Origin of the sequence: Massilia violaceinigra (assembly GCF_002752675.1) — a bacterium.
Taxonomy (GTDB): Bacteria; Pseudomonadota; Gammaproteobacteria; order Burkholderiales; family Burkholderiaceae_D; genus Telluria_A; species Telluria_A violaceinigra.
Genome location: NZ_CP024608.1, coordinates 3,942,567 through 3,964,870, shown reverse-complemented (window position 1 = coordinate 3,964,870; position 22,304 = coordinate 3,942,567). Strand labels below are relative to the sequence as shown.

Here is a 22,304-nt window from a genome sequence, read left to right as displayed (position 1 = left end):
AAAATTGCGCGAAAACAAGGATAAAACAGAAAAACCTTACTTCTTTTTGATACTGGCCAATACCCGGCCATGCTGCCTGCGCTAATACTCTGTGCGCGGGCAGTATTCTACCAGAACTGGATTACTTTGGCACCTGATTAGCAGGTACTTCCGGTACCGTTGTCGCTGGCGCGGCCGGAACTGCTCCGCCGGTCACTGGCGCGGCAGGCACTGCCCCACCGGTAACTGGCGCGTTCGGCACGGCCGACGGAGCGGCAGGCGCAGCAAGCGACGGTGCGGCGGTCGGGATTGCACCCGGGCCGGTCACTGGCGCTGGCGCCGTCACGGCTGCGCGATCCATCACGCCGCCGCCGACCTGGCCCTTGTTTTTGGTGGCAAAGAACGCCAGGCCCAGGGTGGCGCCGAAAAACACCGCGGCGGCCACGCCGGTCGACTTCGACATGAAGTTCGAGGAGCCAGTGGCACCGAACAGACTGCCGGAAGCGCCGGAACCGAAAGCCGCTCCCATATCGGCGCCCTTGCCATGCTGCAGCAAGACCAGACCGATAATCGCCAGAGCGGAAATAACCTGTACAACTACAACCAGATTGAACAACGTGTTCATTGCTTATTCCATTCCAAGTTTAACAACAATAATATTTCAATTGGCTGCATTAAGGATGGCAAGAAAATCTGCCGCCTTCAGCGCTGCCCCGCCGATCAAGCCGCCGTCGATATCTGGCTGAGCCATCAATTCCAGGGCGTTATCGGGCTTCATGCTGCCGCCGTACAAAATCTGCACTGTCTCGGCTGCTACTGCATTCTTGGCCATCAGCTGCGCGCGCAGCTGGGCGTGGACTTCCTGGGCCATGGCCGGCGTGGCCGTCTTGCCGGTGCCGATCGCCCACACGGGCTCGTAGGCAACGACGATCTGCGCGACGCGCTCGCCCACCAGGTCGAGCACGGCGCCGAGCTGGCTCGACACCACGGCGGCGGTCTGGCCGGCTTCGCGCTCGGCCAGCGTTTCGCCGACGCACACGATCGGGGTCATGCCCGCGTCGAGCACGGCGACGGCTTTTTTCGCCACCAGTTCGCTGCTTTCTCCATGGTAGGCACGGCGTTCGGAGTGACCGACGATGACGTACTTGCATGCAAAATCGGCCAGCATGGCCGCCGCGACTTCGCCGGTGAAGGCGCCGCCGGGCTGGGCGGAGACATCCTGGGCACCCCAGGCGACCGGGCTGGCGCTCAGCGCATCCTGGCACTGGGCCAGATATGGTGCCGGTGCACACACCGCACAAGAGGCGTTCGAACCATTCGCGCCTGCGACAATGCCCGCCAACAGGCTTGCATTCGCGGCACGATTGCCGTTCATCTTCCAATTTCCTACGACGAGTTTGCGACGCATAGTAGCCCAGATTTAATTAACCCGCTATTTTAACCCCCGATCCCATGTCGGTCAAACAAAGGCCGGGGGCAGTTGCCAGCCGATCACACCACTTGCAACATGATCTTCCCGATATGGGTAGAACTCTCCATCAGCGCATGGGCCTGGGCGGCCTGTTCCAGGGGGAAGGTCTTGAAAATGACGGGGCGCACCTTGCCGGCTTCAAACAGCGGCCAGACGTGTTCGCGCAGGTCCGCCGCGATGGCGCCCTTGAAGGCGACCGGGCGCGGGCGCAGGGTCGAGCCGGAAATCGTCAGGCGGCGCCGCAGCACCTGGCCGAGGTCGATATTGGCCTTGGCGCCGCCCAGCAGGGCGATCAGGGCGATGCGGCCATCGTCGGCCAGGCAATCGATTTCGCGCGGCAGATAGTCGCCGCCGACCATGTCGAGGATGACATCGACGCCCTTGTTGCCGGTAAGCGACTTGACCACGGCGACGAAGTCCTCGGTTTTGTAATCGATGCCGCGTTCGGCGCCGAGCGACTCGGTGGCGCGGCATTTGTCGGCGCTGCCGGCGGTGGCGAACACGCGCAGGCCGAACGCGGCGGCGAGCTGGATGGCGGTCACGCCGATGCCGGAGGTGCCGCCCTGCACCAGCAGGGTTTCGCCGGCGGCCAGTTTGGCGCGGTCGAACACGTTGCTCCAGACCGTGAAGTAGTTTTCAGGCAGGGACGCCGCTTCGAGCGGGCTCAGGCCGGCGGGCACGGGCAAACATTGCAGGAGGGGCGCGGCGCAAAATTCGGCGTAGCCGCCACCCTGGACCAGGGCGCAGACCATGTCGCCTTTTTGGAAACTGCTGCCGGCCAGGTCGCCGTCGACAATTTCGCCGGCCACTTCGAGGCCCGGCAGGTCAGACGCGCCCGGTGGGACCGGGTAGTGGCCGAGGCGCTGCAGCACGTCGGGACGGTTGATGCCGGCCGCGTGCACACGGATGAGCACTTCGCCGGGTTTCAGTTCAGGGACGGGACGCTCGCACAGTTGCAGAACATCGGGAGGGCCGGGTTGCTTGATTTCGATGGCACGCATGGGAGGGGGCTCGCTGGAAGCAAAAGGCGATTGTACGGGAAGTGGGGGTGGCCCGTTGTTCGGGCTAGCCCCAAAACCGCCGTTCCAGCGGCCTATACATCGTTCCCGCCGCCTATACGTCGTTCCCGCGAAGGCGGGAACCCAAGTTCGCGCCGCAGTCAGTGGCGGATTAACGAACTTGGGTTCCCGCCTTCGCGGGAACGACGCAGGTGGGGGGGATAACGACGTATAGGTGGCGAAGACGACGATGTAGTGGGCGGCACCGCCGCAACCTACCCCGCCCCACCCCCACTGCGCGACTGCCTCGGCAACGGCGTCCCCGGGCGCCAGGCGCGCGACAGCGCCTGCGCCTCGTCGATCTGCTCCTGCGTCATGCGCTTGGCAATGGCCGCCCTGTGCTCGGTCGCATTCGCATTGCCGCTGGCCGCCGCCAGGTTCCACAACATATAAGCGAGCACCTTATCCTGCGGCATCCCCGCCGCGTGATACCGGTACATCAGCCCCAGCGCATGCTGCGCCTCCGCGTGCCCCTGCTCGGCCGCCTTGCGGAACCACGCGATCGCTTCCTTGTGATCGAGCGGCACCGCATTGCCGGTGTAATACATCGCCCCCACCACATACTGCGCGTCGGCCTTGCCCTGCTCGGCCGCCTTGCGGTGCCACAGCATGGCTTGCTTGTAGTCGCGCGCCACCCCGCGTCCCATGTAATACATGAGGCCGAGCAAATGCTGCGCCTCCATATGCCCCGCCCGCGCCAGCGGCGCGACTTCTTTCAGCGCGCGCGCATAATCGCGCGCATTGTAGGCGTTGGCACCTTCGGTAAAACCGGCCAGCGCGCTGGCGTGCAGGCCGAATGCGACGATCATCGCAACGAGTAGTTTTTTCATGGTTCGCGTATCGCACCAGGAACGGCTTGCCCGTCCTGTTGATCCAGTCGTCCGTCGCACGGGTAAGGCATGACGGTTATTTCCAGCTGACTTTGCCGAGGCCATCGACGCTGACGTTGCGGTTGGGCGGCTTGCCGTACACCGTCACCGAACCGAGCCCGCTCAGGCGCAGGGTGGCGCTTTGGCGCGCCATCACCGCGGCATTGCCCAGCCCGTTCAAGTCGAGGGTCACGCTGTCGACCTGGAAGTGCTGCGCGTCGAGGCCGCCGAGCCCGCCCAGATTGGCCTTGAGCCACTTGGCGCTCCCACCCAGGGTGGCATACCCCGCCCCGCGCAGCGCCAGCTCGACGCCCTCGCCGACCACGCCCTGCAGGTTCATGCTGCCCACCCCGCCCAGGCTGGCGCTGACGAGACGGTAATGGCAATTGACCTTCATCGAACCGGCCCCTTCCAGCGACAACTCCAGCTCGTCGCCCGAAAACCCGCTGACATCGGTCCAGCCGATGCTTTCGGACGCTACTTCGCGCAGGCTCGGCAGGGTCAGCTCGGCCCGCACGCTGTTGCCGCGCGTGAGCGCGCGCACGCCGCGCGCCTCGCTGCCGATGGTCAGCGTGTCGCCCTCCTGCTCGGTGGTAATCGAGCTCATCAGGCGCTTTTCGCCCGTGATGACCAGGCTGGGCACGGCGCCCTGGCGCAGGCGCAGGTCGATGGCGCCGTCGAGCCTGACCCGCTGCGCCCTGGCGTCGACCACGCGCGTCTCGGTGATCCGGGCCGTACTGTCGTCGGGGGCGGCGCTGACCGGGCCGGCCGGGGCGAACAGCATGCACAAGGCCGCCGCCAGCGCTCCGGTGTGGAAAAACTGATTCATTGCGCGTCTCCAGATCTTCTTATTCATGCCGGTCGGGCCGGCCGGTCGTACACTACCAGCAAGCGGACCGGCGTTCCAGCTTATTGTGGCAACTGCGCTTTTTCAGCCGCGCTCAGGCGGCGGGCGCTGACCACCACCACCGGCATGGCGGCCTCGGTGGCAGCGGCAACGCCTGGCGCGCTGCGCTGGGGCGGCGCGCCGGCCGTGGCGAAGGTGGTGGCGCCGATCACGGCGACAACGGCAAGAAAGATGGCTTCCATGTGTTTGGCGATGTTCATGATGCGCTCCTTGTGTGGGGTTCGTCAGGGCGTTGCGGTATGGTGTGACTGTAGCCATGCGCCGCGCATGCTTCCAGCGGATTGCGATGAACTGCATTTTTCGCCACCTGTTCCAGCAAATAGGCGCGATGGAACGCATTGCGATTGACGCGCCCGCCACGCGGGCCGATACTCGCACCCATGTCCGACACCACAGCCCCATCGCCCGCCGCGCGCGCCACTCCATCGTACGACGCGATCGTCGTCGGCAGCGGACCCGGCGGCGCCAGCGTCGCGCGCGAACTGGCCAGCCGCGGCCTGCGCGTGCTGATCCTTGAACAGGGAAGCGCCGCCCCGCTCAGCGGCACGCTGGGCCAGATGGCGCGCATCGCCGCCATCCCCGGCAAGGGCGCCTTTCTCCACCGCGACGGCTCGCTGCTGGTCCAGGGCATCAACGCCGGCGGCAGTTCCAGCATCAATTTCGCCACCGCCGCCGATCCGCCCCTGGCGCGTTTTGCGGCGCATGGCATCGACCTGGCGCCGGCCTTGCAGGCTTTGCGCGCCGAGCTGCCGATCGGCCCGCTTCCCGATGCGCTGATCGGCCCGATGGCGACGCGCATCATGGCGGGCGCCCGGACGCTGGGCATGAACTGGCAAAAACTCGACAAGATGATCCGCCCGCAGCTGTGCCGCAGCGGCTGCTGGCGCTGCGCCTACGGCTGCCCGTTCGGAGCCAAATGGAGCGCGCGCGACTTCATCGACGAAGCGTGCCGCCACGGCGCCACCCTGGTCGACGCGGCGCGCGCCACGCGCGTACTGCTGGAACACGGCAAGGCAGTGGGAGTGGAATACGTGCGCGGCGGCAAGACGCAGGAAGCGCTGGCGCCGCTGGTGATCCTGGCCGGCGGCGGGGTCGGCAGCCCGCGCCTGCTGCACCAGAGCGGCTTGCGCTCGCCAACCAGCACCCTGTTCACCGATCCGGTGGTGGCGCTCATGGGCAGCGTGGATGGCCTCGATGGCGGCGCCGAAGTGCCGAAGGCGGCCGGGATGCGCCTGGACCAGGCCGGCATTTCGCTGGCCGACATGACCCTGCCCAAACCGATGTACCAGGGATTTACCGCGCAGGCCGGACGCTTCGACCGCCTGTTCGCGCACCGGCGCACGCTTTCCATCATGGTCAAGATCGGCGACCAGGCTGGCGGCGCGGTGGGGCCGCGCTGGGTCGACAAGACCTTGCACCCGGCCGACCGCGCCAGGTTCGCGCAGGGCGAAGCCATGGCGCGCGCGATTCTGGCCGCCTGCGGCGCCACCCATGTGTTCAAGAGCCGCCATTTCGCGGCCCATCCGGGCGGCAGCGTGCGCCTCGGCGACGGCGTCGACGGCAATCTGCAAGCCGGCGCGCGCGGCCTGCATGTGTGCGACGCCTCGGTCATTCCGGGGCCATGGGGCTTGCCGCCGACCCTGACCTTGCTGTGCCTGGGCAAATGGCTGGGCCAGCGCCTGGCGCGCTGACGCCTTTTCCCTGTCTCAGCAGGCCAGCGCGCCGTTCAGCGCTTCGTGCACCAGGTCGTCGATTTCGCCGGTGATCAGGGTCATGCTGCTGGCGACCACGGAAAACTCCTTGCCGGCCTCGCCCGCGCGCGCGGCGACGATCTGGGCATTGAAGGCGACCATGCGGGCTTGCTTGGCGATGGTCTTGATATCGCCCATCATCACTTGCAGCTGGCGCTTTTGCAGCTGGGCGTGGCGCTTCGACTGTTCTTCATAGACCAGGGTCAGGCCGTTGAGCACGCTCAGCAGGGAGGTGGCGGTACGTACCAGCTCGTCGAGCAGCGCGGGCGCGCCGCGCCCTTCGCCGACGATGGCGTCGAGGGTCGATTCGGCCAGGGCGATGAAGTCGCGGATCACGCGGTCGCCCTGCAGCACGCCGAAATAGGCGTCGCGCAGCTGGGCGCAGAACACGCCGGGCAAACCGCCCTTGCCTTCGACCAGGGTGACATGGGCGTCGCGAAACAGCGCCAGCGTCTCGCGCGCGGTGGCGACCGCGCCCTCGTGGCCCATCGAGGCCAGGACCGCGTACAGGACCACCCGCTGCGACGTGAAGCGGCGCCGGCCCGACAGATTGATCAGCGCGCCAAAAACGTCGCCCGACAGCTTGACGCCGGCAAACCCATCTTCGCGCGGGCGCTCCGCGATGCTCGCATCTTCCAACATGTTGCTCTCCTTCTTCATGGCGGCGGCGACTTCGCCATCCGCACCAGCAAGCAGTTGCAGTTTCCGTGCCAGCGTCGGGGGCGATTTCGGCCGTCCGCCTCACCAAACTGGCGCAATGCAGCACAAGCCGAGCACCAAGACGGCGAGCCACACACCAGCATGAGGCGAGCCCCGAGTATTGACATGGCTCAACAGTGCGCCAGCTTAGGATTTACTTAAAGCTGAGCTTCCTAAATTTCTCGTCTACTTGTAGGATTAGGACTACAAACAAAAATGATATGGACACAAATGGTGCTCTGCAGCAGATCTTGAACAAGCTCTTCACTATGAAGATGGGTTTGTCATAGGGTTTCCATATCAACTAAACGTTCTGTGTAGCAAATTGCAACGAGATGTAAAGAAGCGGCCTCATCCTTACTCGTGTCACAAGCCGATGTTAGATTGGCCTCTCGCGTCCACACACGCGATTTAAGCCAAAACCCGGCCTTAACAAAAGGCAACTTTAATAGGTGTTATATGATGAAAAAATCTAAAGTTTTCCTGTCGGCCATCGCGCTGGCATCCGCTGCACTCGTGTCGAGCCAGGCATCCGCTGTCGAAATCATCAACACGTCGACCCTGGAACTGGTAGACAACTTCGCTGAAGCCGACGGCTTCTTCAAAGGCGGCCAAAAAGGCGACACGTTCGTCGACAACTACAACTTCACCCTGACCCAGGCTGGCGAATTCGCCGCTGGCGTTCTGTCGATCACCGGCAACGCTAAAAACGGTCTGGACATCACCGCTTTCAACCTGATCGACAGCACCGGTTCGCTGTTCGGCGGCACCCTGCTGTCGACCGGCGCGACCGACCAATGGTCGCTGTCGACCTCCAGCCTGAGCGCTGGCGCCTACACGATCCAGATCAAAGGCAGCATCCTGTCGAACGCCGCTGGCCGTTACTCGGCAAACATCGCTCTGGCGCCAGTACCTGAGCCAGAAACCTACGCCATGATGCTGGCCGGCCTCGGCCTGCTGGGCTTCACCGCTCGCCGCCGCAACAAAAAGGCAGCAGCCGCCGCACTGGCAGCGTAAGCAATCACGCGCCGTGCATGAAAACCCTCGCGTAGCGCGCCCTGGCGCGTGGCGCGAGGGTTTTTTTTCGCATGCATATGTTTGTTTAAAAACCAACGTACGTTAAGATACTTCGCCGTGCAGCGGGCCCCGCCCCTGCGGCCAACGTCGTTTTCAGGTTTTTATCGTGAGGTCTTTCATGCGCATGCGCCATCTCCCCGTTCTCATCGCCGGACTTTCCCTGTCGCTGACCGCCTTCGCGGCCACCACCGACAAATGGAACATTCCCGTCAACGTCAAAAAGCTCGATAACGGCTTGACCGTGATCGTCTCGCCCGACCATACCTCGCCCACCGTCGGCGTGAGCGTGGTGTACCACGTCGGCATGCGGCTCGAACCGAAAAACCGCACCGGCTTCGCCCACCTGTTCGAACACCTGATGTTCCAGGGCACGCCGAACGCCCCCAAGGGCGTGTTCGACAAGACCATCACCGGCGGCGGCGGACGCAACAACGGTTCGACCCGGCCCGACTTCACCAACTATATTGAAACGGCGCCGGTGTCGTCGATCGACTCGATCCTGTGGCTCGAAGCGGACCGCATGAAGACGCTCGACTTCAATGAAAAAACCCTCAAGAACCAGCAGGACGTGGTCAAGGAAGAAATCCGGGTCAACGTGAAGAACCAGCCGTACGGCGGCTTCATGTGGATCGACATCAACCAGCAGGCGTTCCAGAAGTGGGAAAACAACCACGACGGTTACGGCAGCTTCCAGGACCTGGAAGGCGCCAGCCTGGACGACGTGCGCAATTTCCACCGCGATTACTATGGTCCCAACAATGCGGTCCTGGCGATCTCGGGCGACGTAACGCCGGCCCAGGGCTTCGCACTGGCGAAGAAGTATTTCGCAGGCATCCCGAAACGCCCTACCCCGCCGACGAGCGACTTCAGCGAGCCTCTGAACACAGCCGAAAAGCGCATCGAGCAGAGCGATGCGCTGGCCCAGGTGCCGGCCATTGCCGCCGGCTGGAAAATGCCGACGCGCGGCAGCAAGGACCTGGCCCCGATGGCGGTGCTGGGCGAGCTGCTGGCCGGCGACGACGCCTCGGTGCTGTACCAGGGCCTGGTCAAGGGGCGCGAAGTGGCGCTCAACGTCGATTCCCTGTACGGGCTGACCAGCCCGTGGGAATTCGACGGTCCGACCTTGTTTACCGTGTTCGCCCTGTACAAGCCGACCAGCAGCGCCGACGTCATGCTCAAGAGCATCGATGAAGAAATCGCCAAGGTGGTCGCGAGCGGCGCCGATGCCGCCACGCTCGCCCGCGTCAAGACACGCATGCTGGCCAACTGGTACAACACGCTGGAAAGCTTCATGGACCGCGCCGACACCCTGGCCAAGCTGCAAACCCTGTGGGGCGACGCCAACGTGGTCAACCAGATCCCCGGCTGGATCGATGGCGTGACGTCGGAAGACCTCCAGCGCGTCGCAAAAACCTACCTGACCGCCGCCAACCGCACCGTCATCGACCGCAAGCCGGTGGCCAAGACCGCCGCCGCGCCTGCCGCTGCCCCTGCGCCGGGCGCCCCTGCGCCGGGTGCCCCAACCGCCGTGAAGAATTAAGGAGAGCCGCCATGAAAAAACTGATGCTGGCACTGAGCATTTCCCTGCTGTTCGCGCCGGCCGCCTTCGCCGCCGGCAGCGCCAAGGCCGCCGCCAATTCCCTGCCCCCGTACGGCAAGGACAAGACCATTCCGGCCCCGAAAATCATCAAGAAGACCCTGGCCAACGGCCTGCAGGTGTGGGTCGTGCCGCGCCAGGGCTTGCCGCGCGTGGACTACGTGCTGGCCGTGCGCGGCGCCGGCCTGGCCGCCGACGACAGCAAGCACCCCGGCTTCGCCAACCTGATGGCCAGCCTGCTCAATGAAGGCAGCACCAAACGCGACTCGCGCGCCATCGCTGAAGCGGCCCAGGGCCTGGGCGGCGAAGTCGGCGCCGGCGCCAGCCACGACGGCGTCATCGTCTCGGCCAACGCCCTGACCTCGAACGCCGGCCCGATGCTGCAACTGCTGGCCGAAGTGGCGCGCATGCCGGCCTTCCCGCCGCAGGAAGTCGAACTGGGCAAGGGTAATGCGCTGGAGGGCTTGAAAGTGTCCGAAACGAGCCCGGGCTTTCGCGCCGAGCGCGCCCTGAACAAGGCGGTTTTCGGCCCTCACCCGTACGGCAACACCAGCCCGACGGTCGAATCGATCAAGGGCGTCACGCCGGAAATGCTGCGCGCCGAGCACGCCAAGCGCTTCCGCCCCGACCGCAGCCTGCTGGTGATCACCGGCCGCATCGGCGAAGCCGAGGCGCTCAAGCTGGCCACGGCCGCCTTCGGCGACTGGAAGGCCGAGGGCGCCGCCCTGCCCGATACGCCGGGCGCGAGCCTGGCCGCCAAACCGGTGCGCATGATCCTGCAGCGCGACGGCAGCGTACAGTCGACCATGCGCCTGGGCAGCCCGGGCATGGCCGCCAGCGCCACCGACTACGTGCCGCTGCGCCTGACCAGCACCATCCTCGGCGGCGGTTTCAGCAGCCGCGTGAACCTCAACCTGCGCGAGGAAAAGGGGTATACCTACGGCGCCTCGGCCGGCGCGCGCATCTTCCGCAACGGCGGCAGCATCGTCGGCGGGGCCGATGTGCGCAATGAAGTGACCGGCGCCGCGCTCAAGGAATATCTGCACGAGTACAAGCGTATCGGTACCGAGCTGGTGCCGGACGCGGAAATGAGCATGAACAAGCGCTATGTGGCCGGCGGCTACCTGATCAGCAACCAGATGCAGCGCGCTGTGGCCGGTACGCTGGCCAACAACTGGCTGGTGGGGCTGCCGTCCGAATTCCTCGGCCAGTATGTGCCGCTGATCCAGAAGGTTACGCCCGAACAGGTACGCGAGATGGGCAAGAAATATTTTGCTCCAGAGCTACAGTCGGTGGTCGTGGTCGGCGATAATGCCGCCGTGGCCGAGCAATTGAAGCAATACGGGGAGTTCACCGTCCAGGAGAAGTAAGCCGGGAGCAGGCACGGCGTGCCTGTGTTCGATTGACCGGCCCGACAGCCGCCGCTGCGCAAGCACCGGCGGCTTGTTTTTTGCCCGTTTTTCCGAACACTATCCGCCGGCTCGGCCGGCTACCTGCCATGACCATCAACACTTTTCCCCTGCTCATCCTGCTGGCAGCCTTGACCGGCTGCGTTACCTACGCGCCGCCGCCCGACGGGCCGACCGCGTCCCTGGGGATGTATTTCGAGAACGATACATCCGGCCATATGCTTACCGGATTGGCAACCGTGTTTGCCAATCCGGCGTGCGACAGGCTGCCGTCAGGCGAACGCATTGGCACCCGCATGGGCATGGACGAGCGTGACGAATTGCCGGCCCAGCAAATCGCCGCGGGCAAGGAGTTCACCTTCGACCTGGCGACGATCGAGGTGCAGGGTGGCGCCAATGCAGGCTGTTCCGTGACCGCCACGTTCCTGCCCGTACCGGGAGCAAAGTACGAAGCGCGCTTGTATAACCGCGGCAACTCGGCACGATGCGAGATGGTGATCGTCGACGATCAGAACGTCGCTGTTCCATTCACGACGCCGGCGTTTTCCTGCATGGGCAGCGTGAACGGCAAGACCCGGAATGGGGTCGGCTGGTTCGCCTACCCCAAGATTCCCCCTCTGATTCTGAACATCCCGTTTAAATAAGCGGCGTTCAACACCTCGTTGAGGGAATCCTCCGCGTTGCCCGCACAGCACGCGAGCGCAGCATGCAGAAGTGCGAAAAAACCCGGCAACGCATCAATCTGGGGCAGACCAGGAGGGAAGTGACCCCCGCTGGACATCAGCTGGAGAACGGTGCGCACGCACGTCGAGAATGTCTTTCGCATGCCGGGCAAGGAGTTGGCCGTGCGGAAGTGGAACGAGCGCCCGCATTGATCTATGACCAGCGAGATGCGCTCCACAGCGCTTACTTGCGGCAGCAGCTTGGTGTTATCGGGCAGATTCCGCATCACACCTTTGCGACCTCCGAAGGCTTCGTCGGTTTCATTGAAGCCGGCCATGCCTACGGCATGGTGCCCATGCTGCAGGCGCGGCCTGCATTCGAACGCGGCACCTTGGTCGACCTGACACCCGGATGCTATCTCGACGTTGCGTTGACGTGGCACTGCTGGAGCATCCAGACGGCATTGACTCGCACGCTGACGGAGTACGTTGTGGCAACGACGGCGCGCTGGCTGCTGCCGGCATCGGACCCTGCGACTGCCTGAGTCCCAGCTTGGATCCGCCGAACGGGAAATCGGAAACGGCTGCGCCGCCCGAGTTCCCGTCGGTGCATCGCTGGCACGGGGCGGCAAACACCTGTCGGGATTGCGCCCCCGATATCTGCGTGCCATCGCTAAAGACGAACAGTGGCACGCCGGAAGCGATGTGCGAGGCGGTTTGCTGGTCCCGTGGCACCGATTGGCGCAAATCCGGCGTCGACCAGGCGCGTTGCACCGCGTTCGCCGGCACGCCCACCTGCGCTGCCATCCGCGCCAGGGACTCGCGCTCAAGGAAGCGTCAAAGAGGGGGCGGAAGCACTGGCCGTGGCCGGCGTGTTCTTCCGCGCAGGGAAATGCTGTTCAGGCCAGTGTGGCGAGGATGTGGTTGAAGGCCGCCAGCGGGTCGGCAGAAGGGCCCAATGCCCAGTCGATAAAGCTGGCGCCTTCGAGCGCGCTCAATAACATGCGGGCGCACTCATTGGCTGGCTTGGACGGTGCCCAGCCATGCATCGGCGCGGCCAGCACCAGCTGCTGTTCTATCCAGGCCAACTGTTGCGCCAATAACTCACGTCCGAGAATCTGCAGGGACTCGGGCAGCGCCGCCATTTCGGCAGCCAGGGCACCGCACAGCGGCAGCAATCGATCGTTGACGCTGGCCAGAAAGAGAAGCGAATACTCGCGTAGCCGCACGACCGGATCGGCGTGCATGTCGTCGAGAGAGGCCAATTTTTCCATGAACAGGTCGCCGTATTGCCTGATCAGCGCCTCCCCAAGATTTTCCTTGGTAGGAAAATGATGATGGATACTGGCTTTGCGGATTCCGATTTCTTCCGCTAAATCGGCATAACTGAAGGCGGCGTAGCCTTTGGTTCGCAAATGGATTTCAGCGCTCTTCAAGAGAGCGTCCCGGGTGCTAACTGACATGACAAACTCCTGCACCAACGACCCAATTCCAGCCTCGGCCGGATCGGGTTGTTGGTTTTGGTGAAAGCAGCGGCCGAACTTTGCCGGCAGCTGCCAGATTAACAACCGAAGCACACAAGTGGACGATTATGCCTCAAGAACCTCCAGCTTGGACACCATGCGGATAGCCTTGGAGAAGTTTGCCAGGTTAACCGAGGTTTTGGTGACGACCTTATGCAGTTCCTCGACGCGCTCGCGGGAGGCATCGGTTGTCCTTTTCGGCAACTGCTCTCGCAGTCGAATGTGGGCGGAGCACGCAGTCTACCCACTAAATGGTAGGCCTGCAAGATAACCTTGCACAGCGCCGATTCTGGCCATCCTGCTCAAGTAAGCAGTTTTTCGGCTGCCGACGTAACCGGTTACATCAGCAGTGCAACAACCGCTCCGGCTATGCCTCGGCGGTTTTTTTCGTCCGGGATCGGTCCGCGTGCGCGCATGGCAGGCGGCATTTTTCGTGCCATGTACTGCACTTTTGCGCAACAAAACCTGTATTGATCTAGATCAAAGTTTGTGCAGATAGGAGCACGTATAGTGGTTTATATCCATCCGGGCTCAGCGAAATTTGAGCCTTGTCAAATATTGTGCAACTTTCTTTGACCGGGAGAATGACGCGCATGCAAGCCCGACTGGCCCTCCCACTCTGGATCCACGCGTTTGAACCGGTCAGTGCGGCACTGCGCGCCAAAGTGGCGGCGGCGCTGGAACAGGCCGGGCTGCAGCCGGAAGCGCCCGGCGCCGTGCCGGCCGGCTTCGGCCTGGCCCTGATCGACGGCGTCGATAGCGCGGTGCTGGAGCGGGTGCGAACCCTGGCCGCCAGCGCCAGCGTGCTCGCCATCGCCGTCGGTGCGCGCGCGCCGGCCACGGCCGACATGTGGGCCCTGCTGGAGGCCGGTGCCTTCGACGTGCTCAGCTGGACTGACGCCAGCGGCGACGCCGCCCAAGTCCGGGCCCGCCTGGAGCGGCGCGACGCCCTGCAGCGCCTGGCCGACTCGCCCGCCGTGTGCAACTGCCTGGTCGGCGTCAGCCCGGCCTGGCGCGCCCTGGTGCGCAGCGTGGTCGAAGTAGCCGCCTTCACCGAGTCGCCGGTGCTGATCACGGGTGAAACCGGCACCGGCAAGGACCAGATTGCGCAACTAATCCACCGCCTCGGCGGACGCGGCGAGCTCACTGTACTCGACTGCACCACCCTCACGCCCGAGCTGGCCGGCAGCGAACTGTTCGGCCACGAGCGCGGCGCCTTCACCGGTGCCGCCAACGCGCGCGACGGCGCCTTCGCGCTGGCCGACGGCGGCGTGCTGTTCCTCGACGAAGTGGGCGAGCTGCCCCTGCCGCTGCAGGCGCAATTGCTGCGCGTGCTGCAGGAGCACACCTATAAACGGGTCGGCAGCAATACCTGGCAGCACTCGCGCTTCCGGCTGGTGTGCGCCACCAACCGCAGCCTGGAGGAAGACGTGGCGAACGGCCGCTTCCGGGCCGACCTGTACCACCGCATCGCCGCCTGGCGCTGCCGCACCCCGCCCCTGCGCGAACGCAGCGACGACGTGCTGCCGCTGGCGCGCCACTTCCTGGCGCTGCTGGCCGGGCCGGGCGTGGCCTGCGAATTCGACGACGCCGTGCGCGAATTCCTGCTGCTGCGCCAGTACCCCGGCAATGTGCGCGAACTGCGCCAGACCGTCTCGCGCCTGTGGTACCGCCACAGCGGCCCCGGGCCGATCACCATCGGCGACCTGGCGCCCGACGAGCGGCCAGCGCGCGGTGCCGTGGCCCCCTGCTGGCCCGATGTGCGCTTCGAGAGCGCGATCCGCGAGGCCATCGATCTGCGCATCGGCCTGGCGCGCATCAGCCAGGCCGCGGCCGACATCGCGATCCAGCTGGTGCTGGAACAGGAAGGCGACAATAACCAGCGCGCCGCGCTGCGCCTGGGCGTGACCGACCGCGCGCTGCAGATCAGGAGGAAGGCCTGGGCCGAGGCCCACTGAACGCGCGCCTGCGGCTTCACCGTACGCGTCGGCTCGCGCGGCCTCGAACCTGGCGAGGCCACAAGCGTCAATCAGGCTCCGCGCACACGTGATGAGCGGGTAAGGCATTCGGACGCCGGCTCATGAAGACCAGCCCTGCTCAGGGAAATTCGCCGCGATTGGCGAAGGCTGGGACGTCTCTTGCCATATGCAATCGCGAAAGAAGTGAAGGGGCGCATCGCACCATTAAGAGAGGCAGCGTTGGCTGAACACCCGGAACGCCTTCGCAATCTTCATTGCGGCCCCATGCCGCCGTCGAAAAAAAGCGAGGAGTGCATCACTTTGCATCGTCCTTCGGACGCGCTTGCGCCTTGGCCGGTGACGCCTCGACGTTCACTGGCTCACCTTTCAGCAAGCGCGGATCGTGCTAAGGCACGTAAGTGTCGATAGCACTCTTGTTGCTGTCCAAATTCCCATTGTCTTTAACATTATTGTTGCACCTTCCTAATGCGAGCAGGGATAGAAATGCCAACGTGATCAATGACCTCGATTGCGACATGGCCGAACTCCTTATTATTGCGTTGACGGGTAAACGACTGGCTGCGCCGCCACAGCATATGAACCGAACTTGCAATAATGTTACGCTTAATGCAATTACGTCAATATTCAAATGGAATTGCTACCTGCGCATCATCGACGCATTCAACGCCGCGATCGTCAACGTCTCGATGCCAGCTGCCGTGCCCTGGATTACCGCGCAAGGAGCCCCGCCCTGCACGAACGTCCTCAATGCCCGATCAGGCGCAGCAGGTTTTGGCCCAGCACCAGCGCCTCGTCGTCGGGCGCAAGGCCCAGCATGCCGATCTTGGCCAGCTCCACGCCCGGATGCAGCCACGGACCGTCGGAGCCGAACAGCAGCTTGTGCGCGCCGGCGCGCCGCACCGCCATCTCCAGCAGATCGAAGCGGCGCACGCCGGCGCTGTCGGCGTAGATATTGCGGTGGCGCGCAAGATGGTCGATCAGCGCCAGCTGCGCGCTCCAGTCGTCGGCAAAGCTGCCCAGGTGCGGCAGGATGAAATTTACGTCCGGGAACTGGCTGGCCAGCAGCTCGGCCGCCGCCACCTCGCCCGTGACGTCGTACAGCACCGGCAAGCGGAAGAAGCGCGCCGTCTCGCACACCTCGCGCGAGATGCGCGCGTCGTGCCGGTGCAGCTTGATGCCCACGAAGCCGTACTCCTCGACGGCGACGCGCACCATCGCGCGCACCCGCCCGCGGTCGCGCTGCGCATGCACGAAAGCGAAGCCGTAGAAGCGCCCCGGATCGGCGGCCACGATGCGCGCCACGCTGCGGTTGGCCTGCGCATAGTCGGAGTGAAAAGCGGCCAGCAGCACCGTGCGCGCGATGCCGGCCTGGCGCGCCCGCGCCAGGTAGCGTTCGAGGCCGGCGTCGCTGTCCCATGGGCCGGAAAAGCCGTCGCCCTCGCCCGCGTGGCAGTGGCAATCGATGATCATAAGTCCAGCACGATCTGGCCGCCCCCCTGGCGCCGCCAGGTGCCGCTGTTGCCTGCGCGGGAAGGCGATGGCTGGCGTAATTGCGGCAGGTGCGAGCGCAGCGCCGCATCGATGGCCTGGCGCGCGGCGCGCTGCGGGTCGGCGCCCTGCCCCGCCATGCCGGCCTGCTGCGCGGCGCTGCCGGCAATGCGCACGAAGCGGCGCGCCATTTCCAGCTCGCGCTCCTCGCCATCGAGGCCGGCCGTTTCCATCTCCAGCGCCTTGGCCAGGGCGCCGCCAAGCGCGCCGCCGATGGCCGTGCCCACGCCCGGAATCGGAATGAAGGAGCCGAGCGCCTTGCCCACGAACGGCAGCGCGGTCTTGGCCAGGCCCTTGAGCATCCCGCCGAGCGGCTTGGCGACCTTGCCGATGACGGAGCCGACCTTTTTTACGCCCTTCCAGATCCCCTTGAACATCTTGCCGAGGAACTGTTCAAGTTCTTCCTCGCTGGCGACCGACATCAATTCCATCGCCAGCGCGATTTCCTCCTGCTCCCCGAACGGACCGGGCGCTTCGAATTCGAGCATTTCCAGTTCGCTTTCCGCCGCCTGGCGGCATTTGGCGCAACCACATCCTGACTCTTGCATGATGATCTCCTTCGGTTGATGAAGCGTTGGCGAACGTTAGCGCCAGGATTCGCCGAACAGCTCGGCCTCCAACTCAGTGCGCGTGTTGGTCAGCGTCGGTTTTTTCGTGCCGGTCGGGTTCGGCTTGACACCCATCTTTTTGTGCAAGTCTTTTTCCAGGTCGCGGCGCTGGTCGTCCTTCATGGCGGTTTTGGCGACGAAGACCGTATGTTTGGCCACGTCCAGTCCCAGTATGGTGGCGCACAGCAGATGCTGCTGGAGGCGGCGCTTCACGCTATCGCTCTGGCCGCTGTAGGCGCGCTTGCCTGTCGGACCATCGAACTCGATCAGGTAAAGGCCCGCCACATTGGCGTCCGGCGAGCGCACCGCATCGCGCAGCGAGCCAATGCGTTTGTACTGTGGCGCGCCGCCCCCCATCTTGTCGAGTGCCGGTTTGATGGTCTTGGGTGTTTCATCCTGCGGCTCGTCGTCGTCGGGCGCGGGGCCGTACCCATACGGTTCCGGCCAGGGCGCCAGCACCGGGTAGCGCCAGCCGCCCCACGCCGGCCGGCGCGGCGCAGGCGGCCTGGCCGGCCAGGTGCGCCCGATCGGGGGCCGTGGCGCGCGCGCCGGCGCCCCACGGCGTGCGCCGCGCTCTTGTTCCATCCCGAATTCCAGCATTTCAAATTCCGTATTCATACTCCCTCCTTGTATGTCCGACTGAAGCTGCCTGCGCACGCAGGCAGGCCGCCAGCAGCGCCAGTGCGCGTTCGATGTCGTCCGGCGCATGGCGCGCCGTGACGATGAAACTGAGCGTGGCCTGCGTGCCCGCCCGCTGCAGCACCGCGTCGACGCCGGCGCGGCGCAGGCAGGCGTGCAGCGCCACGCCGTCGGTGCGGCCGTCCAGCGCCAGCGTTTGCACCGGAAACCCGCTGGCACGCAGCGCGATGCCGTGCCTGGCCGCGCCGGCGCGCCACTGCGCCACGCGGCACCACAGGCGCTGCCGCAGCTGGTCGCCGTGCGCGCGGTTGATGCGCAGCGCCGCCAGCGCGGCCCGGATCGACGCCACCGACGGCGGGCTGGAATGCACGCGCGCCTGGCTCGATTGCCCGAAGCGCCGCACCAGGTCCGCACTGGCGCACAGCACCGCCAGCGGTGCGCCGAACGCTTTTGACAGCGAACTGCCGACCACCACGTGCGGCCCCTTGATGCCGTGCCGGCGCAGCGAACCGCCACCGCCGGCACCGAACAGGCCGATGGCCTGGGTGTCGTCCAGCACCAGCCAGCCGCCCGCCTCGCGCGCCAGCGCCGCATACGCTGCCAGCGGCGGCGCCTGGGCCGCGCCGGGCGAGTAGCCGTCGGCCAGGATCAGCGGACGCCGCCCCTGGCGCCGCGCCACCTGCGCCAGCCGGCGCAGCGCGCCCACGTCGCCATGCGCGAACACCGTCAGCGGCGTGCCCTTTGCCGCCGCGCGTTCGGCGCCGGCCCGCGCGATCGGGTAGCTGGCACCGTCGACCAGGATCGCCACCGGTGTCTGCGCCATCAGCTCGAACAGATCGCAGAACAGGTGCAGGGTCGATGGCAGCAGGGTCGCCGCCTCGCAGCCGCACAGCAGCGCCAGCGCCGCCGCCAGTTGCGCCGCGCCCGGCGGATCGGCACTTGCCGCGGGCCGCCCCAGGGTCAGCGCATCCCACTCCCCCAGCCCGGTGCTGGGATGGCGCAGGCCCAGGTACAGGGCGTTGGCAAAGTCGAGCATGTCGCGAGCTTGCTCAGGCCATCCGCGCTTGCTGGTCCAGGCGCTTGCGCAGCAGGATCGAGGGCAAGGTGCCTTCCGCCTTGGCGTCGCGCGCGTCGTCCGTCAGGTCGACCCCGGTGGCGGCGCGGTAGGCGTGGATATAGCCCTGGATTTGCGGACGCCAGAAGCGCGCCCAGTTGAAGGCCTGGGTCGGCTCGTAGATATCGCTCCAGGCGCCGTAGCGCACCGACAGCAGCACCTGTTCGCCGAACATGGCCAGGCTGCGGAAGTGCATCACGCTGGTGTCGGACCATCCCTGCAGCTTCTTCATGGCGTCGACCCGGTCCATCCACGGTTCCGGATAGGCGACCATGACGCGGGTCGGGAGGAACTCGCGGAACTCGGGCCGCGCCAGCATCCACTGCTGCATCAGCATTTCGATGCGCGCCGTCGACGGCAGGTCGCCGAACTGGTTGTGCGCGCCCTGCGACAGGATCAGGTGCACTTCCTTGAGGCCATTCAAGACCGGGAAGGCGTCCGCCTTGACGGTGGTGTCGTCGTCCTGGCGATAGAACGAGGTGCACAGGCGCAGCAGGTAGTGGAACGCTTCCAGGAATTTCGAGCGCGTGTCGGCCGGGCGGAAATGCTGGACCGCCTTGCCGTCGAGCCGCACGCCGTAATGGTGGTCGTACTCGTAATTGCGCCGTACCACGGTGAGGCGATGCTGTTCGTCCTGCGTGTAACCCCAGATCAGGTTATTCAGCGGTCGCAGGGGATCGATTTCCAGGTTCGCGAGCGGATCGTCGCGGCCCAGCGCGCGCACGTTCTGGAAGCGCTGGGTGATCGCGTGCATGGTCTGCACCAGCATGCCCTCTTCGTGCCAGTAGGACCAGATCAGCTCCAGCAGGCAGGGACTGGCCAGCTTTTGCTGGACGATGCCGAAGCACATATCGGCCTCGCCCTCCTTCCCGCGCAGGATGTTCATCGGCACGTCGGGCAGCTTGCGCCGGATGATCGCCAGGTACGGCAGCACCTTGGTGCCGTCGACCGTCTCTTCGAGATAATGGGCGTTGAAGGTGGTCTCCAGGTCGTGCGTGGCGGGGATGTCGCGCCGGTCCAGGTAAGCCTTGTCAGCGGCCGGATTGAAATGCGCCGGCTGGCTGAGCACCCCGCAGTTGACCATCACGAACGCTTCGGTGGCGACCTTCAGCACGCGGTAAGCTTCCGAATCGGTGAACGGCAGCGCGCGGTGCCGGCCCAGCTGCTCGAACAGATGGTTCTTGGCCTCGAAGCCGGCACCGCGGTTGGCCGGGGTGCAGAACAGCGCATCCATGAAGTTCAGGTAATTCGTAAACGACATCGCATCGGTACTGTTGCGGATCAGGGTCCACAGCGGCAAGTCGTCGGTCGGTTCGGTCTCGGTGCGCGTCATCGACACGCCGATGCTGCCCGAGATCGGCGTCGGCGTGCGCTCGACGGCCACGAAACCCTGGCGGATGCCGATCAGGGCCGGCGGCGCCGCGTCCATGGTGACGCCTGGCGCCGGCGGAACGGCAGCGGCGGCCACGGCGATGTGGCCGGGGCCAGCAGCCATGGGGAGGGAGCGACGCGCGAACCCCAGCACCGCCTCGAACTGCTGCGGGCCGGCATGCTGCACCACGCGCGTGAACTCGTAGGGATCATCCGGACGCACGCTCCATTCGGGGGCGGGCGTGACCCGCACGTGGGGCTTGAGAGCGGACTGGTTGTCGCTGAAGCAGATCTTCGCCACCACCCGGTCCGACACGCGCGCCACGCTGCAGGTGTTGGCGTTGCAGTCGACCGTCTCGTATCTGAGTTCGGCGCGCAGTTCCAGCGCCAGCTGGAAGCAGACCACGGCGCGGCAGCCGCCATCGACCTGCACGCAGCGCGGCGCCGTGACCGGATAATGGTCGTACACCACCACGTAGCTGCCCGGCGCCAGATTAGGCACGGTGGCATCGCCGGCGCTGCCGGTGAGGGCGGTGGCCTCCAGCATGGCCGGCGACGGCGCCCAGTTTGGCGCATCGAAACTGCCGACGCCGGACGGGTGGCGGTAGATGCTGACCATCGCGTTCGACACCGGCGCGCCGGTCTGGGCCTCGTGCACGGTCACTTCGAGCGACCCCGCGCGGGCTTCCTTCACATTGTTCTTGCTGCTCATGTCATTCTCCTCAGTGGAAAGTCAAAGGTGCCCGGGGAAGCGCCGGCGCTCGCGCGTCCAGCGAGGAGCACAGGAAGCTCGTGTCGAGCGTGCTGCTCAGCGCCCAGTGCGTCAGCAGTTTGGCCAGCAGGACGTTTTCATCTTCCGGCCCGACCAGGCCATCGGCACGCGCCTGGCCCAGCACCGCGAACACCAGCGATGGCGGAGCGCGGTACATCTGCGCGGGCGCGCCTTCCCAGCGCCCGTACAGGGCCGAGAGCGCGGCCGGCTGGCGCGCCGCCACATCGAGCACGTCGGGCAGCGTCTTGCCGCGCAGCGCGGCCGGCCGGTGCCGCGTCAGCAACGCCACGAAGGCCGGCATGCCGCGCCGCAGCCGCCCCAGGAGATCGACCGTTTCCGGCGCCAGCGTCGCGGTCGGGTAGTAGTCGTGCCACACATTGGCCAGGCGCTCCCATTGCGGATGCGGATACAGGGCCTGCCCCATCGCGCAACTGAGCATCACGCGGATCCACGGAATCGGATGCGGGTCGTCGGGACTGAGGCGAAACACGAACACGCGCGGCAGGCTGACCACCCCGATCAGGCCCAGGGTCGATACCACACCGACCCGCGCCACCGACCAGAAATCGGCCACGATCTCGGAAATCCAGCGTTCCCACCACTGCCACACCTCGCGCTGGGCCGGGTCGCTTTGCTGCATCGCCTGCAGTTCGGGGCGCAGCGAGTTGACCAGGTCGAGCAGGGCCGCGCCCTGGTGCCCGACTTCGTGGATCAGCGACGAGGCGATGCCGCTGCCGATCATGCGTTCGCGCGGAACCCGCACCACCGCCACCGGGTTCTCGCCGCCGCCCGGCAGGCGGGTGCGCGCGCGCCGGATCGCCGCGCCCGGCCCGCGGTCGAGATAGCAGACCACGGGCGGCAGGCGGTAGTAGTCGCCCGGCAGGCTCAAGGCATCCGCCGCGACAGCGTCCAGCCCTGACAGCCAGACCCCGTTTTCGTGCTCGCTGCGCTGGGTGATGACGTCGTTGAACAGGTCGAACTGGGTCAGCGTGGCATTGAACTTCAGGCGCAGGAAGGTGAAGCGGCGCTGCGCCTCGGCCGCGCTGGCGGTTTCGCGCGCACCGGCCAGCCAGTGCTGGAAAGCCGCGACCAGCGCCTGCAGCTCGCGCCGCCCCGTGACCAGGTAGCGTTCGAGCGCCGCCTGCGCCGTCGGCAGCAGCGCCGCCGCCGGTACCATGGGCTCGATCAGGGCAAAGGGGCGGACCCGCGCCAGCCTGGTTTGCAGGGAGCGCGCTTCCTGTTCGAGCAGCGACGCGGCATAGGGGCTCATG

21 protein-coding genes and 1 pseudogene are annotated in these 22,304 nt (G+C 65.7%); 7 read left to right on the top strand and 15 right to left on the bottom strand.

Annotation, left to right across the window (positions count from 1 at the left end; all coding sequences use genetic code 11):
• Nucleotides 1–121 precede the first annotated feature (121 nt).
• From secG to CR152_RS17725, 6 genes are all read right to left on the bottom strand, one after another.
• A complete protein-coding gene (secG, locus tag CR152_RS17750) occupies nucleotides 122–604 on the bottom strand; it encodes a preprotein translocase subunit SecG (protein ID WP_099876554.1) in 483 nt (160 codons plus the stop codon).
• 36 nt (nucleotides 605–640) lie between these two features.
• Complete coding sequence (gene tpiA / locus CR152_RS17745) at nucleotides 641–1,387, bottom strand: triose-phosphate isomerase (protein ID WP_099876552.1); 747 nt, start codon at nucleotides 1,385–1,387, stop codon at nucleotides 641–643.
• A gap of 83 nt (nucleotides 1,388–1,470) precedes the next feature.
• Nucleotides 1,471–2,451 carry an NAD(P)H-quinone oxidoreductase gene (locus CR152_RS17740; protein ID WP_099876550.1) on the bottom strand — a complete coding sequence of 327 codons (981 nt, stop codon included), beginning with the start codon at nucleotides 2,449–2,451 and terminating at the stop codon, nucleotides 1,471–1,473.
• Between the two features lie 272 nt (nucleotides 2,452–2,723).
• On the bottom strand, nucleotides 2,724–3,338 hold the full coding sequence (locus CR152_RS17735; RefSeq protein ID WP_099876547.1) for a tetratricopeptide repeat protein: 615 nt from the start codon (nucleotides 3,336–3,338) through the stop codon (nucleotides 2,724–2,726).
• A 76-nt stretch (nucleotides 3,339–3,414) separates the two neighbouring features.
• Complete coding sequence (locus CR152_RS17730) at nucleotides 3,415–4,206, bottom strand: GIN domain-containing protein (RefSeq protein WP_099876545.1); 792 nt, start codon at nucleotides 4,204–4,206, stop codon at nucleotides 3,415–3,417.
• 80 nt (nucleotides 4,207–4,286) lie between these two features.
• Entirely contained in the window at nucleotides 4,287–4,484 is a 198-nt protein-coding gene (locus CR152_RS17725; protein WP_099876542.1) for a hypothetical protein, read from the bottom strand.
• A 180-nt stretch (nucleotides 4,485–4,664) separates the two neighbouring features.
• On the opposite strand from CR152_RS17725, the gene CR152_RS17720 reads away from it, so the two are divergent.
• Nucleotides 4,665–5,975: a GMC family oxidoreductase N-terminal domain-containing protein gene (locus CR152_RS17720; RefSeq protein WP_099876539.1), complete on the top strand. Its 1,311-nt coding sequence runs from the start codon at nucleotides 4,665–4,667 to the stop codon at nucleotides 5,973–5,975.
• A gap of 15 nt (nucleotides 5,976–5,990) precedes the next feature.
• Here the strand turns inward: CR152_RS17720 and CR152_RS17715 are convergent, their stop codons facing one another.
• Nucleotides 5,991–6,677: a methyl-accepting chemotaxis protein gene (locus CR152_RS17715; RefSeq protein ID WP_099882451.1), complete on the bottom strand. Its 687-nt coding sequence runs from the start codon at nucleotides 6,675–6,677 to the stop codon at nucleotides 5,991–5,993.
• A gap of 516 nt (nucleotides 6,678–7,193) precedes the next feature.
• On the opposite strand from CR152_RS17715, the gene CR152_RS17710 reads away from it, so the two are divergent.
• The 5 genes from CR152_RS17710 (at nucleotide 7,194) to CR152_RS17690 (ending at nucleotide 12,024) form a co-directional block, all read left to right on the top strand.
• Nucleotides 7,194–7,751: an FxDxF family PEP-CTERM protein gene (locus tag CR152_RS17710; protein ID WP_099876537.1), complete on the top strand. Its 558-nt coding sequence runs from the start codon at nucleotides 7,194–7,196 to the stop codon at nucleotides 7,749–7,751.
• A gap of 178 nt (nucleotides 7,752–7,929) precedes the next feature.
• Nucleotides 7,930–9,351 (top strand): M16 family metallopeptidase, encoded by a 1,422-nt coding sequence (locus CR152_RS17705; protein WP_099876534.1) that lies wholly within the window; start codon nucleotides 7,930–7,932, stop codon nucleotides 9,349–9,351.
• An 11-nt stretch (nucleotides 9,352–9,362) separates the two neighbouring features.
• A complete protein-coding gene (locus tag CR152_RS17700) occupies nucleotides 9,363–10,778 on the top strand; it encodes a M16 family metallopeptidase (RefSeq protein ID WP_099876532.1) in 1,416 nt (471 codons plus the stop codon).
• A 128-nt stretch (nucleotides 10,779–10,906) separates the two neighbouring features.
• On the top strand, nucleotides 10,907–11,461 hold the full coding sequence (locus CR152_RS17695; RefSeq protein WP_099876529.1) for a hypothetical protein: 555 nt from the start codon (nucleotides 10,907–10,909) through the stop codon (nucleotides 11,459–11,461).
• Nucleotides 11,462–11,523: 62 nt separating this feature from the next.
• On the top strand, nucleotides 11,524–12,024 hold the full coding sequence (locus CR152_RS17690; RefSeq protein ID WP_157778570.1) for an ArgP/LysG family DNA-binding transcriptional regulator: 501 nt from the start codon (nucleotides 11,524–11,526) through the stop codon (nucleotides 12,022–12,024).
• 354 nt (nucleotides 12,025–12,378) lie between these two features.
• Here the strand turns inward: CR152_RS17690 and CR152_RS17685 are convergent, their stop codons facing one another.
• On the bottom strand, nucleotides 12,379–12,942 hold the full coding sequence (locus CR152_RS17685) for a TetR/AcrR family transcriptional regulator (protein WP_099882447.1): 564 nt from the start codon (nucleotides 12,940–12,942) through the stop codon (nucleotides 12,379–12,381).
• Nucleotides 12,943–13,068: 126 nt separating this feature from the next.
• Nucleotides 13,069–13,191, bottom strand: a pseudogene (locus CR152_RS34240) (OsmC family protein); the annotation flags it as partial.
• Nucleotides 13,192–13,595: 404 nt separating this feature from the next.
• Here CR152_RS34240 and CR152_RS17675 point away from each other — a divergent pair.
• Nucleotides 13,596–14,960, top strand: coding sequence for a sigma-54-dependent transcriptional regulator (locus CR152_RS17675; protein ID WP_099876525.1), 1,365 nt, complete (start codon nucleotides 13,596–13,598; stop codon nucleotides 14,958–14,960).
• A 765-nt stretch (nucleotides 14,961–15,725) separates the two neighbouring features.
• On the opposite strand, the gene CR152_RS17670 is transcribed toward CR152_RS17675, so the two are convergent.
• From CR152_RS17670 to CR152_RS17645, 6 genes are read right to left on the bottom strand one after another with little or no spacing between them, the layout of a single operon-like run.
• The gene (locus tag CR152_RS17670; RefSeq protein ID WP_099876522.1) at nucleotides 15,726–16,451 is read right to left on the bottom strand and encodes an amidohydrolase family protein; all 726 of its coding nucleotides are present in this window, start codon (nucleotides 16,449–16,451) and stop codon (nucleotides 15,726–15,728) included.
• Nucleotides 16,448–17,077 (bottom strand): hypothetical protein, encoded by a 630-nt coding sequence (locus CR152_RS17665; RefSeq protein ID WP_157778569.1) that lies wholly within the window; start codon nucleotides 17,075–17,077, stop codon nucleotides 16,448–16,450. Before CR152_RS17665 ends, CR152_RS17670 begins: the two co-directional genes overlap by 4 nt.
• A 36-nt stretch (nucleotides 17,078–17,113) precedes the next feature.
• The gene (locus tag CR152_RS17660) at nucleotides 17,114–17,755 is read right to left on the bottom strand and encodes a hypothetical protein (RefSeq protein WP_099876517.1); all 642 of its coding nucleotides are present in this window, start codon (nucleotides 17,753–17,755) and stop codon (nucleotides 17,114–17,116) included.
• Nucleotides 17,739–18,812: an aminotransferase class I/II-fold pyridoxal phosphate-dependent enzyme gene (locus tag CR152_RS17655; protein ID WP_099876513.1), complete on the bottom strand. Its 1,074-nt coding sequence runs from the start codon at nucleotides 18,810–18,812 to the stop codon at nucleotides 17,739–17,741. The genes CR152_RS17660 and CR152_RS17655 overlap by 17 nt, the downstream gene beginning before the upstream one ends.
• A gap of 13 nt (nucleotides 18,813–18,825) precedes the next feature.
• Nucleotides 18,826–20,973 carry a carboxypeptidase-like regulatory domain-containing protein gene (locus tag CR152_RS17650; protein ID WP_099876510.1) on the bottom strand — a complete coding sequence of 716 codons (2,148 nt, stop codon included), beginning with the start codon at nucleotides 20,971–20,973 and terminating at the stop codon, nucleotides 18,826–18,828.
• A gap of 10 nt (nucleotides 20,974–20,983) precedes the next feature.
• Nucleotides 20,984–22,303, bottom strand: a complete 1,320-nt coding sequence (locus CR152_RS17645; RefSeq protein WP_167399907.1) for a hypothetical protein — start codon at nucleotides 22,301–22,303, stop codon at nucleotides 20,984–20,986.
• Nucleotide 22,304: the final 1 nt, after the last annotated feature.